13 protein-coding genes are annotated in these 13,538 nt (G+C 75.0%); 1 reads left to right on the top strand and 12 read right to left on the bottom strand.

Annotation, left to right across the window (positions count from 1 at the left end; genetic code table 11):
- Window positions 1-33: 33 nt before the first annotated feature.
- The 5 genes from DFQ13_RS33995 to DFQ13_RS20710 form a co-directional block, all read right to left on the bottom strand.
- Window positions 34-270, bottom strand: coding sequence for an acyl-CoA carboxylase epsilon subunit (locus tag DFQ13_RS33995; protein ID WP_181400081.1), 237 nt, complete (start codon window positions 268-270; stop codon window positions 34-36).
- Window positions 267-1,736 carry an FAD-dependent monooxygenase gene (locus DFQ13_RS20695; protein WP_035280261.1) on the bottom strand — a complete coding sequence of 490 codons (1,470 nt, stop codon included), beginning with the start codon at window positions 1,734-1,736 and terminating at the stop codon, window positions 267-269. The genes DFQ13_RS33995 and DFQ13_RS20695 overlap by 4 nt, the downstream gene beginning before the upstream one ends.
- Window positions 1,737-1,900: 164 nt before the next feature.
- Window positions 1,901-3,130 (bottom strand): MFS transporter, encoded by a 1,230-nt coding sequence (locus tag DFQ13_RS34485; protein WP_233438501.1) that lies wholly within the window; start codon window positions 3,128-3,130, stop codon window positions 1,901-1,903.
- Window positions 3,127-3,807, bottom strand: coding sequence for a YczE/YyaS/YitT family protein (locus DFQ13_RS35155; RefSeq protein ID WP_035280259.1), 681 nt, complete (start codon window positions 3,805-3,807; stop codon window positions 3,127-3,129). The genes DFQ13_RS34485 and DFQ13_RS35155 overlap by 4 nt, the downstream gene beginning before the upstream one ends.
- A gap of 105 nt (window positions 3,808-3,912) precedes the next feature.
- The gene (locus tag DFQ13_RS20710; RefSeq protein WP_146241307.1) at window positions 3,913-4,236 is read right to left on the bottom strand and encodes a VOC family protein; all 324 of its coding nucleotides are present in this window, start codon (window positions 4,234-4,236) and stop codon (window positions 3,913-3,915) included.
- A gap of 162 nt (window positions 4,237-4,398) precedes the next feature.
- Here DFQ13_RS20710 and DFQ13_RS20715 point away from each other — a divergent pair, with 162 nt between their 5' ends.
- Window positions 4,399-5,046, top strand: a complete 648-nt coding sequence (locus tag DFQ13_RS20715; RefSeq protein ID WP_035280254.1) for a TetR/AcrR family transcriptional regulator — start codon at window positions 4,399-4,401, stop codon at window positions 5,044-5,046.
- Here the strand turns inward: DFQ13_RS20715 and DFQ13_RS20720 are convergent.
- From DFQ13_RS20720 to DFQ13_RS35160, 7 genes are all read right to left on the bottom strand, one after another.
- A complete protein-coding gene (locus DFQ13_RS20720) occupies window positions 5,034-5,909 on the bottom strand; it encodes an alpha/beta hydrolase (protein ID WP_110080992.1) in 876 nt (291 codons plus the stop codon). The two genes, DFQ13_RS20715 and DFQ13_RS20720, sit on opposite strands and share 13 nt — an antisense overlap.
- Window positions 5,910-5,931: 22 nt before the next feature.
- Window positions 5,932-6,561 (bottom strand): DsbA family oxidoreductase, encoded by a 630-nt coding sequence (locus tag DFQ13_RS20725; protein ID WP_035280252.1) that lies wholly within the window; start codon window positions 6,559-6,561, stop codon window positions 5,932-5,934.
- A 58-nt stretch (window positions 6,562-6,619) separates the two neighbouring features.
- A complete protein-coding gene (locus DFQ13_RS20730; protein WP_110080993.1) occupies window positions 6,620-7,273 on the bottom strand; it encodes an antibiotic biosynthesis monooxygenase family protein in 654 nt (217 codons plus the stop codon).
- Between the two features lie 23 nt (window positions 7,274-7,296).
- Entirely contained in the window at window positions 7,297-8,160 is an 864-nt protein-coding gene (locus tag DFQ13_RS20735; protein WP_035280244.1) for an NAD(P)H-binding protein, read from the bottom strand.
- Between the two features lie 72 nt (window positions 8,161-8,232).
- Entirely contained in the window at window positions 8,233-9,777 is a 1,545-nt protein-coding gene (locus tag DFQ13_RS20740; RefSeq protein WP_407643184.1) for an acyl-CoA carboxylase subunit beta, read from the bottom strand.
- Window positions 9,778-9,788: 11 nt separating this feature from the next.
- Window positions 9,789-11,141, bottom strand: coding sequence for an MFS transporter (locus DFQ13_RS20745; RefSeq protein ID WP_110080994.1), 1,353 nt, complete (start codon window positions 11,139-11,141; stop codon window positions 9,789-9,791).
- A gap of 30 nt (window positions 11,142-11,171) precedes the next feature.
- Window positions 11,172-13,538: an SDR family oxidoreductase gene (locus tag DFQ13_RS35160; RefSeq protein ID WP_110081037.1), complete on the bottom strand. Its 2,367-nt coding sequence runs from the start codon at window positions 13,536-13,538 to the stop codon at window positions 11,172-11,174.

Genomic DNA, 13,538 nt, shown 5'->3' on the forward strand with positions numbered 1-13,538 from the left:
GGACCGGCCCCGGCGGTGGCCACCCCGCCGGGTTCAGCCCGGCGGGTGGTCGCCCGCCGGGCCGGTCCGCCACGACCGGGGACCGCGGAAGCCGGTGGCCCGGCCCGGTCGGGCCCAGCGCGGGGCGGGTGCGGGCGGCGGGGGTTCGGGGGTGGTCGCCGCCGCGGCGGCGACCAGGACGGCGGTGAGCGCCGCCAGCTCCTCGGGGTCGGGGTGACCGCGCACGACCCGCAGCAGCGGGGCGCCGGTCGGGGTCGTCGGCGCGCTCACCGGCTCGGCCCGAACCAGCGGGTGAGCGCCATGGGCAGGTCGGCGTGGCTGCCGGGGGCGGCCCAGGCCACGTGCCCGTCGGGGCGGACCAGCAGGGCCGAGGTGCCCGCGAGCGGGCTGTCGGCGGCGAGCGCGTGCGGTTCGGCGGTGACCACGTCGACCCGGTCGGTCCACCCGGCCGCCCGCGAGCGCAGGACCGCGTTGTCGGTCAGGTCGAGCAGCAGCCCCCTGGCCGGGTGCAGCAGTTCGGCGACCGTGGTCTTGCGGTGCTCGCCGACCAGTTCCAGCGGCGGCACCCGCAGGCCGAGCAGCGGGTGCGACCCGGGGTCGAGGCGGTAGCGGATCTCCAGGCCGCTGACCATGCCCGCCAGGTGCCTGGCGACGTCGTCGTAGGCGATCAGCTCGGTGAGCACGTCGCGCAGCGGCTGCACCTCCGCGCCGCTGAGGAACAGCAGGCCCTGGGCCCTGGTGTTCATCAGCAGCCGCTGCCCGACCGGGTGGCGCTCGTCGTGGTAGGTGTCCAGCAGCGCGGCGGGGGCGCGGCCGGTGACCACCGCGCCCAGCTTCCAGCCGAGGTTCACCGCGTCCTGGATGCTGGTGTTCATGCCCTGCCCGCCCGCGGGCAGGTGGATGTGGGCGGCGTCGCCCGCCAGCAGGACCCGGCCCCTGCGGTACTCGGTGACCTGGCGGGTGGCGTCGCCGAACGAGCTGAGCCACACCGGTTCGGCGTGCCCGATGTCCTCACCGGTGACCCGCTCCCACCCCGCGGCGATCTCGGCGAACTCCGGCGGGGCGGTGCGCTTCCTCGGCGGGACACCGCGCTCGCACAGGATGAGCCGGGTGATCCCGTCGCCGAGCGGGCCGACCATGACCATGCCGCCGGGGAAGGTCTCGCCGATCATGCGCGGGGCCAGGTCGAGGCCGCGCACGTCGGCCAGGAACATCTCCAGGGTGGCCGCGGTGCCGGGGAAGTCGAACCCGGCGGCCTTGCGGACCAGGCTGCGCCCGCCGTCGCAGCCGACGAGCCACGAGCAGGTGAGCACCTCCTCCCCCGCACCGCCGTCGACGCGGACCTCCACGTGGTCGCCGTGGTCGGTGACGGTGGTGAGCGCGTGGCCGCGGCGCAGGTCCACGCCCAGTTCCACCGCCCACTGCTCCAGCACCGCCTCGGTGACCGACTGCGGGACGGTCTTGGCGGCCTGGTGGGCGCCGTCGAGCACGCCGAAGTCCACCGGCAGGCCGCCGAAGTGGCCCTGGTCGCTGAGGGTGATGTCGCCGAAGCGGGGCAGCAGCCCGCGCTGGTCGAACACCTCCATGGTGCGGGCGGTGAAGCCGAGCCCGCGGGATTCGCCCGTCCTGGCCCGCAACTTCTCCAGGACGATGACGTCGGCGCCTGCGAGCCGGAGCTCGGCGGCCAGCACCAGGCCCGCCGGGCCTGCGCCCGCGACGATCACTGCGGCGTCCATGTGCCTCTCCTTGCCGTGGTCGGGGGAACGGGTGGGTCGCTCCGGAGTGGACGGATCTGCGACGTGCTCGTGGAACCGTTGTGCCACCGGGTTTCCCACCTCCAACCTGTTCGATCCCGACCGGGTATTCAAGACTCCGACGTGCAGACCTGTGTCAAATCGCGTCAGGTCTTCCCCGCGCCGGGGGCGCCGACCCGGTCCACCGACAGCGGGAACGACAGCAGCGCCAGCAGGGCCACGGCGGCCAGGCCCGCGGAGATCGCGAAGCCGATCGGGATCGAGGTGGCCCCGATCAGCGGGCCCAGCAGCAGCGGGGACAGGAACTGGCCCAGGAACGTGGTGGTGCCCGACAGCGACGTGGCCTGCCCGCGCAGGTCGGCGGGCGCGCCTTCCCCCACCAGGACCGTCAGCGCGGGCAGCGCGATGCCCTGCCCGAGGCCCAGCAGCACGGGGGCCAGCAGCAGCACGATCGGCTGGGAGACCACGGCGAGCAGGACGAAGCAGGCCGCCCAGCAGCTCAGCGCGACGACCAGGAGCCGCTGGTAGGTGCTGCCGCGGCGGATGCGGGCGTAGAACACCCCGACCAGGCTCATCGTGGCGGCCATGACGACGGTGTAGAGCGAGACCAGGATCGGGCGCTCCACCCCGAGCTGGCCCAGCCGCTGCGGCAGGAACACGACCAGGGCGTACATGAGGATCGCGCCGAGGGCCTGCAACCCGTAGTAGCCCAGCAGGGCCGGGTAGTCCCGGACCAGGCGGAACATGCCCTTGCGCGGGCGGCCGGGGGTGGCGTCCACGCCACCGGTGCGCGGCAGGAGCAGCAGGGTGGCGATGCCGAGGGGGACGCCGAGCAGGTAGATGCCGAACGGGCCGTGCCAGGACAGCCCGCCCAGCACGCCGCCGACCAGCGGCCAGACGACCCCGCCGAGGCTGGTCGCGGTGCCCCGCAAGCCCATGACCCGGTCGCGCTCGTCGCCCTGGCGGTAGAGCACGAACATGGCCACGGTCGTGCCGCTGAACACCGCGGCGGCGCCGATGCCGAAGACGAACCGGCTGGCGATCAGCGCGGGGTAGCTGTCGAGGACCAGCCCCAGCCCGCCTGCCAGGCCGTAGAGGACCAGGCCCGCGCCGAGCGGGACGCGCACGCCCCAGCGGTCGATCATCCAGCCGATGACCGGGCTCGACAGCGCGATGGCCAGCCCGTGGGCGGTGATGATGAGCCCGGCCGCGGTGCCGGTGACGCCCAGGTCGCCCCGGATCACCTCCAGCACCGGGGTGATGATCGAGCCCGCCATGACGGTCAGCGTGGAGGCCAGCAGCAGCACCCACAGGGCGCCCGCGCCGGTGCCTGGCCGGGTGTCCCCGCCCGCGGTGTCGGTCGTGGTGGCGCTCACGCGGCCACCCCCGTGGTCGCCGGGACGCGGGCCGCGGGCGCCTCGATGCCGCGGTTGGGGATGTGCAGGACCTTGCCGTTGGCGGCCATGAACGGCTGGATCAGCCCGTCGACGAACAGCAGGAAGGCCAGGGTGCCGATGCCGACCGGGCCGCCGAGCAGCCAGCCCGCGGTGAGCAGCACGGCCTCGACCGAGACCTTGGCCGCCCAGAACGGCCACCGCCAGCGCTGGGTCATGCTGATCACGATGAGGTCCATCGCCCGGATGCCGGTGCCGCTCATGATGATCAGCGACGAGCCGTAGGCGCACAGCAGCACGCCCAGGGCCAGCGACACCACGCCGGGCAGCGCGGACAGGTCGAGCAGGCGCAGCAGGTCGATGAGGCTGCCGCACAGGAAGAAGGTGACGAACGGCGCGAGCACCGGCCTGCGCCGGTTCCACAGCGCCCAGATCGCGATGCACACCACCGCGACCGAGGCCTGCGCGATGCCGACGGTGATGGGCAGGTGCTCCAGCAGGCCGAGGGAGAGCACGTCGAGCGGGTCGACGCCGAGTTCGGAGTGGATGAACAGGGTCGCCCCCGCCGAGAAGACGAGGCATCCCAGCAGGTAGGTGACGTAGCGCGACAGGTTCGCCCGCGGGGTTCCCGCGTGGCGCGCCGCGAAGGTGTCGGACACGGTGGTTTCCTTTGCGCTGGTTGCTTTGCGCCGGTGGCTTCGCCCAGCGGGGCCGCGCGGGGCGGGAGGGGGTGGCCCGCCCCGCGCGGGGCGGCGGGACGCGGCTCAGGCGTTGACGAAGATGATCCGGTTGCCCTCGGGGTCGAGGACCTCGAAGCGCTCGCCGCCCTTGTGCGCGGCCAGTTCCGTGGGCGCCAGGTCGGCCAGGGCGGTGTGCGCGGCCGGGATGTCGACGTCGGTGAAGGCCACGCTCAGCGGCGCCTTGTAGCCGTTCGACTCCACGACCAGCTCGCCGCCGTTCCCGGTGTCGAACACGGTGTGGTTCTCGCCCTGGTCCATCACCTTCAGGCCCAGGCGGTCCCGGTAGAACTCCGTCATCGCCGCGACGTCTTCGCAGTCGATGACCGTCACGGTCAGGTTCCCGAACATCATGCGTCCTCTCGACAGGGGAAGATGGGTGCTTGCGCACCAGGCGATCGGGTGGGACGGCCCGCGGCTCCGCCGCCGGGCCCGCTCTCCCCCGCCCAGTAGGTACACTACACGGGGTAGTGCAAAAGGTAAACCGGTGAGTGCAAGTCGAAGGGAACAACCATGTCAACGGAGCCGTCCGGCACGTCGAGACAGCGCGGGGGCCTGCCCGAGAAGCGCAAGGCCATCGCCGCGGCGGCGCGCGCGGTGTTCGCCAGGGAGGGCTACACCCGGGCCAGCGTCGACGCCATCGCCGCCGAGGCGGGCGTCTCCAAGCGCACGATCTACAACCACTACCGGGACAAGGAGGAGCTGTTCCTGCTCACGATCCAGGAGAGCGCCGTGGCCGTGGCCACCGCGCACCTGGACCTGATCGAGCACGGGCTGCGCGACATCACCGACCTGGAGGAGGACCTGACCGCCTTCGGCCGCGCCTGGGCGGTGCCGCTGCCGGACTTCGAGGACCACTTCGCCCTCGTCCGGGTGATCATCGCCGAGGCGGCCAGGCTGCCGGAGGCGGTCCTGCGGGGCTGGCTGGAGGCGGGTCCGCGCCCGGTCACCGCGGGCCTGACCAAGTCCATCGGCGACCTGGTCGACCGGGGCCTGCTGGTCACCGACGACCTCGACGAGACCGTGCGCCACTTCGTGCTGCTGGTCAACACCGAGGCGCTGGAGCAGTCGTTCCACCACGCCATCCCGCTGCCCGCCGCCGACCTCGACCACCTGGTCCGCTCGGGCGTGCGCACCTTCCTGCGCCTCTACCGGGCCTGAGTGCCCACCAGGCACTCCTCCAGGAACGCCAGCGCCCGCAGGTGGTAGGCGCGCGCCGCCCACCCCAGGCCCGCGTTGTGCCCCGCCCCGGCCAACCGGTCCACCACCACCCTGGTCGAACCCAACCGGGCGGCCAGGTCGGCCAGGGAGCTGTCGTCGTGGCGCCACCAGTGCTCGTGCTCGGCGAAGGTCAGCCGGACCGGCACCCGCACCCGGGCCGCCACCTCACCGAAGCGCTCCGGCCAGCGGTGCGCCTCGGCCCACTCCTCGGCCGGGAACGGCGCGACCAGGGCGGCGCTGCGGCGCAGGGTGTCCGGCGGGTACAGGCCCAGCAGGCCCCAGTTGAGCCGCCAGCCGCCGCCGCGCTCGGTGGCCCCGACCTCCGGCTCCACGGCGTAGCGGTGCCCGCAGCCGGAGATGTCCAGGCCGATCAGGTTCAGGTCGGTCAGGTCGAGGCCGTCGGCGGCCAGCACCAGGGCGAGCTTGCCGCCGTAGGAGTGGGCCACGACGCCGACCCCGCCGCCGGTGTCGTGGCGGGCGGCGAAGTCGGCGAGGGCGCGGCGGAGGACGGCGGCCTGCCCGTCGAGGCCCAGGCCCGCCGGGAACACCTCCGCGGAGCGCCCGTAGCCGGGGCGGTCCACGGCCAGCACCGTCCAGCCCAGGGCGGGGCCCAGGGTCGTCAGGGCGTCGGCCCCGTCGCCGACGCCCGCGAAGTACCCGGCCCGCATCCCGCCGCCGTGCAGGGCGAGCACCACCCCGCGCGGCGGGCGGTCCGCGGGCTCGGCCAGCAGCGCCGAGACGGGGACACCGCCCGCGTCCAGCTCGACCTCCCCGGTGGTGGGTCGGATACCGGTGTGCGCCACGGTGTCTCCCGTCCGGCTCGGGTCACCGCCGGGCGGTGACCTGCTGCTCCAGTGCTTCGGCGTAGTCCTGCTCGGTCTGCGCGCCGACCATCGGCGGCCCGCCCGCGACGCGGACCTGCGGCACGGCGTGCACGCCCCCGGCGCGGACCCGCGCCAACTCCGCGCGCAGGTCGTCGTCGCCGCCCACCGGCGGGGTGACGCCGACCTCGGCGGCGATCGCGGCGAGCACGTCCGGGTCGCCGATGTTGGCGCCGTCGGTGAGGTAGGCGCGGAACAGCCGCTCCACGGCGGCCTCGCCCGCGCCCTGCTCCGCCGCCGCGGCGGCGAGGCGGTGGGCGCGGAAGGTGTTGACGTGCACGGCCCGGTCGAAGTTGAACTCCAGCCCGTCCTTGGCGCCCACCTCGGCCATGGAACCGGTGGCCTCGGCGACCTTCCAGCGGCTGCCGAAGAACCGCTCGTGCACGTCGCGCAGCGGCTCGCCCTCCACCGGGGCGTCCGGGCTGACCTGGAACGGGTGGAACCGCACCTGCACGGCCACCCCGCGCTCGCGCAGGGTGGCCGCCGCCCGCTCGAACCTGGTGAAGCCGAGGTAGGAGTGGACGCAGGTGAGGTCGAGGGTGAAGTCGACCGGCACCGTCGTCGTCTCTGGCATGTCGTCGGACCTTTCGGGATCGGTGCCGCCCGGGGGCGCGACCGCGTCCGACGCGCCGCTAGCCGATCGGGCTCGCGGTGATCTCCGCGATCACGGTGCAGCGCAGGTATTCCGGTGGCGCGGTTTCCAGGAGGGCTAGTTCCTCCTGCCCCTCGGCGATCCGCGGATCGCGCATCCAGGCGGCGTAGGCGGTGTCGCTGTCCCACTTCGGGTGGTTCACGAACAGTGTGCCATCCCGGCTGAGGAACGGCGTGGCCGAGATGAAGCCGGGGAATGACTTCTTCCACCCGGCGCTCTCCCGCAGCAGGTCGAGCACCCGGTCCGCCGCCCCCTCGGCGAGGTGGCGGATCGCCACGACCACCACCTCGGGGTCGGCCCCCGCGGCGGGGCCCTCGATGCCGGGTTCGGCGCGCCCGGCGAACACGGTGCCGACGTCGACCCCGGGCCAGTCCCCGATGCCGCGCAGCCGCTCGCAGTCGGGGTTGTCCAGGAAGGACCGGGTGTACTCCTCCTCGCCCGCCCACTCCCCCTGGTCGACCAGGGTGGTGCCGTCGTCGGCGAGGTGCAGGGTGGCGGAGCGGAAGCCGGGCGCGTGCCGCAGGTGCGCGCCGACCTCCTCGGTCCAGGTGCGGGCCAGTCGGTCGGCGGTGGCCCTGCCGTCGGTGCGCAGGATGCCGAAGGTGGTGTGCTCGCCTGAGCTGTGCGGTGCCATCGGTGCGGAGTCCTCCTCGGCGGTCAGCGGAAGGCGTCCACGCGCTCGTGGACCCACTCCCGGAAGGTGGCGGCGGGGCGGCCGGTGACCTCGGCCACGACGTCGGAGCCGACCTCCGGTTCCTTGGTCAGCGCGGCGAAGTAGTCCAGCGCGCCGTCGGCGTAGGAGGGCGGCCACCCCGTGTCGACCATGGCACGGCGGGCGTCGTCGTGCTCGACGTCGACCCAGCCGATGGGCCTGCCGAGGACCTCGCCGATGATCTCCACCTGGCGGGCCTGCGACAGCTCCTCGGGGCCCGACACCAGCAGCGCGCGCCCGCCGAGACCGCCGGTGACCAGCGCCTCGGCCCCCACCGCGGCCAGGTCGCGCTCGTGCACGGAGGTGCGGGTGGCCGCGCCGTAGGGGAACCGGACCACGTCCCCGCCGCGCACCTGCCCGGCGAAGCCCACCGCGTTGGCGAAGAACCCGGTGGTGCGCAGGAAGGTCCACTCCGCGCCGGTGGGCTCCAGCAGCGACTCCAGGTAGGCGTGGCAGTTGTTGTCCACCGGTTCGAGTCCGATGTGGACACCGACGGAGGACACCAGCGCCACCCGCCGGGGCACCGAGGTGATCTTGGCCACCACGGCCGGGGCGGTGGTGGTGTCCAGGGTGAAGAACGGCCACATCAGGAACACCCCGTCGGCGCCGTCGAGCGCGGCGTCGACGCTGTCGGGGTCCCCGAGGTCGCCGTGGAACACCTCCACCCCGGCGGGCAGCCGCCCGGCGTTCGGGTCGTCGGGCAGCACGAGCGCGCGCACCCGCGCGCCCCTGGCCAGCAGCTCGGCCGCGGCGTGCGGGCCGACGTTGCCGGTGGCGGCGGTGATCAGGACGGTGGGCTGGTCGGACACGGTTCTGCCTCTCCTGGTGCGGGGGTGGTGGTGCCGGATCGCTGCGGGCCGGGGGTCACTGCCCGCTGGTCGTCACTGGGGCGGGTTGCCGTGCTTGCGCTCGGGCAGGGCGGCGTGCTTGGCGCGCAGCATGGCCAGCGCGCGGACCAGCACCGAGCGGGTCTCCCCGGGGGCGATGACGTCGTCGACCAGGCCGCGCTCGGCGGCGTGGTAGGGGTGCATCAGCTCGGCCCGGTACTCCTTGATCCGCTGGGCGCGCACCGCGGCCGGGTCGTCTGCCTCGGCGATCTCGCGGCGGAACACCACGTTGGCCGCGCCCTCCGCGCCCATCACCGCGATCTCGTTGCCCGGCCAGGCCAGCGCCAGGTCGGCGCCGATGGACCGGGAGTCCATCACGATGTAGGCGCCGCCGTAGGCCTTGCGCAGCACCAGCGAGACGCGCGGGACGGTGGCGTTGCAGTAGGCGTAGAGCAGCTTCGCGCCCCGGCGGATGATGCCGCTGTGCTCCTGGGACACCCCGGGCAGGAAGCCGGGCACGTCGACCAGGGTGACCAGCGGGACGTTGAACGCGTCGCACCACTGCACGAACCGCGCGCCCTTCTCCGAGGCCTCGATGTCCAGCGCGCCCGCGAGCACGGCCGGGTTGTTGGCGACCACGCCGACCAGGCCGCCGTCGAGGCGGGCCAGCGCGCACACCAGGTTGCCCGCCCAGCCGGGGTGCACCTCCAGGAAGTCGCCGTCGTCGACGACCTCCTCGATGACCCGGCGCACGTCGTAGGCGCGGCCCTGGTCGGCGGGCACGATCTCGGCGAGCACGTCGGTGGGGCGGTCGGGCGGGTCGTCGCCGCGCAGCACCGGGGGCAGCTCGCGGTTGTTGGCGGGCAGCATGGACAGCAGGTGGCGCACGTCGGCGAGGCACTCGCGCTCGTCGTCGTAGGTGAAGTGCGCCACCCCGGAGCCGGTGGCGTGCACGTCGGCCCCGCCGAGGCCGTCCTGGGTGATCTCCTCGCCGGTGACCGCGCGGACCACGTCCGGGCCGGTGATGAACATCTGCGAGGTGCCGCGCACCATGAAGACGAAGTCGGTCAGCGCGGGCGAGTAGGCCGCCCCGCCCGCGCACGGGCCGAGCATGACGCTGATCTGCGGGATGACCCCGGAGGCGCGGGTGTTGCGCTGGAAGATGCCGCCGTAGCCCGCGAGCGCCTGCACGCCCTCCTGGATGCGCGCGCCCGCCCCGTCGTTGAGCGAGACCAGCGGGGCGCCCGCGGCCTCGGCCAGGTCCATCACCTTGTGGATCTTCTGCGCGTGCGCCTCGCCGAGCGCGCCGCCGAAGACGCGGAAGTCGTGGGCGTAGACGAACACGGTGCGCCCCTCGACCTCGCCCCACCCGGTGATCACCCCGTCGGTGTGCGGTCGCCGGTCCTCCATGCCGAACCCGACCGCGCGGTGCCTGCGCAGCGGTTCGACCTCGGTGAACGAGCCCTCGTCGAGCAGCAGGTCGATCCGTTCCCTGGCGGTGAGCTTGCCCTTGGCGTGCTGGGCGGCGGTGGCGCGCTCACTCGGACCGCGACGGACCTCGGCCTTGAGCGCGGTCAACTCCTCGATCTGGTGCAACACGGTGTGCTCCTTCACTGGGAAGTCGGGTGCGGGGACTCGTGGCCCCGGGAGGGCAGGCCCGCCAGACCGGCGGCGGCTCCCACCGCGGCGACGGCGGTGAGCACGGCGACCGCGGCGCCCCCGGTGGAGACGACCAGGGCGGGGACGGCGACCGCCCCGGCCTGCACGGCGGTCTGGTAGGCGCCGCCGGTCGCGGCCCGCTCGACGGCCCCGGCCCCGGACAGGGCGGTGGCGTTGAGGGCGGCGAAGGCGAGCACGAAGCCCGCCGCCACCAGCAGCAGCGCGGGCAGCACGCCGAGCGGGTAGTCCGACAGCGCGCCGGGGCGCAGCAGCAGGGCGCAGCCCGCCGCGGGTGCGAGCGCGCCCGCCGCGATCAGCCGCCGGGCGCCGACGCGGCGGACCAGGTCGCCGGAGAACGGCGCGGCGACCGCGAGCGGCAGGCTGGCGGGCAGCAGGGCCAGTGCGGTGGTCAGCGGCGACCAGCCCGCGCCCTGCCAGCGCAGCGACAGCAGCAGCAGGAGGCCGACGTTGACGCCGTTCATCGCCGCCGCGGTCACCGCCGACCCGGCCAGGGCGCGGTCGCGCAGCACGGCGGGCGGGACGAGCGGGGAGGACGCGCGGTGCTCGACGACGGCGAACCCGGCGGCGAGCACCGCCGCGGCGAGGAGCCAGGGCGCGGGAGCCGCTGATCCGGCGCCCACCGCGAGCGCGGTCAGCGCACCGGCGAGCAGCAGCGCCCCCGGCGGGTCGAACCGGCCGTGGGAGGGTTCGTCCGCCGGGATCAGCCGGGCGCCCGCGGCGGCCAGCACCAGCACCACCGGGGCCGGGGCGGCGAGCGCCCACCGCCAGTCCACGGTGGACAGAGCGCCGGAGAGCAGCAGCCCGGTGGCGAAGCCCGCGCCGCCGCAGAGCGCGTACACCGAGACCGCCCGGTCGCGGGCGGGTCCGGCGGGGAAGGCCGCTCCGATGATGGCCAGGCCGGTGGGGGCGGTGAGCGCGGCGCAGGCCCCCTTGACCACCCTGGCCGCGACCAGGGTCACCGGGTCGCCCGCCAGCCCGGCCACCACCGAGGCGGCGGCGAACACGACCAGGGCGCCCAGGTAGACCCGGCGCCTGCCCAGCAGCGCCACCGCCCGCCCACCGGCCAGCAGCAGGCCGCCGAAGCCGAGGGCGAAGCCGGTGACCGGCCAGTGCGCCGCGGCGGGGGCCAGGCCCACCCCCGCCGCGGCCGTGGGCGCGGCCACCACCAGCGCCGAGACCTCGACCGCGTCGATGAGCATGTTGGCCGCCAGCACGAGCAGCAGCCCCCAGCCCGCCGCGGGCGGCGCACCCGGTCGCCTGCCGGTCCGGTCCGGTGCGGTCACGGTGTCCCCTCCCCTGGTCGGTGTGGCCGGTCAGCCGAGCAGGCTGCCGCCGGAGGCGTCGACGAAGGCCCCGGTGATCCAGCGGGCCTCCTCGGACACCAGGAACGCCACCACGTCGGCGACGTCCTCCGGTTCGCCGACCCGACCCAGCGCCGACAGTCGCGCCATCTGCTCGACCACCTGCGGCATGTCGAACACCGGGTTGCCGTTGCGGGTGATGCCCGGGGCCACCGAGTTCACCGTGATGCCGCGCGGGCCCAGGTGCTTGGCGAAGTGCCTGGCCAGTTGCTCGACCGCGCCCTTGCTCATCGCGTAGGCGATCTCCTGCGGATTGGCGACCCTGGTCAGGCCGGAGGAGATGTTCACGATCCGGCCGCCGTCGGGCATGATCCGCAGCGCGCGCTGGATGGTGAAGAACGGCGCCTTGGCGTTGACGGCGAAGATCCGGTCGAACTGGTCGGGGGTGGTGGCCTCCGGCTCCACCCCGCCCATGGTGCCCGCGTTGTTGACCAGGATGTCGAGCACGGCGGCCCCGGTGCGCTCCTTGAGCCCGCGTTCGACGCCGAGGAACAGCTCGTGCACGTCGCCGGGCACGCCCAGCTCCGCCCGCACCGCGAAGGCCCGGCCGCCCTCGCGCTCCACGGTCTCCACGGTGTCCTTGGCGGCCACGTCGTCGCTGGTGTAGTGGACGGCGACCAGCGCGCCCTCCCTGGCCAGCCGCAGGGCGGTCGCCCGCCCCATGCCCCGGCTGGAGCCGGTGACCAGTGCCGTCTTGCCGGTGAACCTGCCCATCGTCTGCCGCTCCCTGTCGTCGGTGTGGCGCGCGCCGTCGGGGGTCGCGCGACCGTTGCGGGTGGTGCTGGGGTGGGTGGTGCTCGGGTGGGTGCTCGGACCCGTGGTGCCGGGCCATTCGGTCCCGGGTCCGCCGCGCCGCGCGGTGGGCACGCCGAACCAGCGGTCGAGCGCGGGCACCGGGTCGCCCTCGCCCGCCCACACCACGTGCCCGTCCGGGCGCACCAGCAGTGCCGGGGCCAGGGCGTCCCGAGTGGACCCGACCGCGGTGGTGACCCGGTCGGCCCAGGGGTCCGCGGCGGCGCGCAGCCGCTCGGCGGCCCCGGTGTCGGTGACCAGCAGCAGGCCCCGCCCGCCGCGCAGCAGTTCGGCGACCGGGCGCTCACCGGGCTGACCGGCGACCGCGAGCCGCAGCGGCGGCACCGGGGCGCCGAGCAGCGGGTGCTCGCCGGGGCCGACGTCGTAGCGGGTGCCGAGGCCGCTGATCGCACCGGCCAGGTGCTCGCGCGTTCCCGGGTACGCCATCAGCTCGGCGACGACGTCGCGCACCGGTTCGACCTCGGGGCCGCCGAACAGCAGCAGCGCCTGCGCGGCGATGTCGGCCAGGGTGCGCGCGCCCACCGCGTGCCGCTCGGCGTGGTAGCTGTCGAGCAGCCCGGGCCCGGCGAGGCCGCGGACCTGGGCGGCCAGCTTCCAGCCCAGGTTCACCGCGTCCTGCAGCCCCAGGTTGAGCGCCTGCCCGCCCACCGGGAGCTGCCGGTGGGCGGCGTCGCCCGCGAGCAGCACCCGGCCGTCGCGGTAGCGCGCGGCCTGGCGGTTGGTGTCGTCGAACCGGTTGAGCCACAGCGGTTCGCCGTGCCCGATGTCCTCGCCGGTGACCCGCCGCCAGGTGTCGACCACCTCGGCGAAGGTCGGCTCGCCCCGGTCGGGGCCGGGCGCGCGGCCGAACTCGTGCGCCATGACCCGGGTGACGCCGTCGCCGCGCCGGGCGGCGACGGCGAACCCCTTCTCCAGCCGCTGGAACCGCCGGTTGGGGATGTCGATGCCCGCGACGTCCGCGCGCACCAGCTCCCGCGCCGCCCCGGTGCCGGGGAAGGGGATGCCGGCCAGCTCGCGCACGGTGCTGTCCTGCCCGTCGCAGCCGACCACGCACAGCGCCCGCAGCCGGACCGGTCCGCGCGGGCCGTCGGCGGTGACCTCCACGTGGTCGGCGCCGACCGACAGCCCGCGCACCGCGTGCCCCCGGCGCAGGTCGGCGCCGAGGCCGACCGCCCAGTCCCGCAGCACCCGCTCGGTGGTGGTCTGCGGCACCTTCCACTGGCCGGGGTGCGCGCCGGGCAGGGTGAGGTCGAGCGGAATCCCGCCGAAGTGGCCCCTCGGCTCGTTCGGCGGGTTCCCCAGCGCCGCCACCAGCCCCCGGCTGTCGAGCACGTCCATGGTCCTGGCGTGCAGCGTGGAGGCGCGGGACTCGGTGGTCGGCTCGGGCAGCCGCTCCAGCACGACCACCTCGGCCCCGCCCAGGCGCAGCTCACCGGCCAGCAGCAGCCCGACCGGACCCGCGCCGACGACGACCACCTGCGTGTCGGTCCTCCCGGTCGTCGTCAC

This window comes from Actinokineospora spheciospongiae, assembly GCF_003182415.1.
In the GTDB taxonomy this organism is placed as follows: domain Bacteria; phylum Actinomycetota; class Actinomycetes; order Mycobacteriales; family Pseudonocardiaceae; genus Actinokineospora; species Actinokineospora spheciospongiae.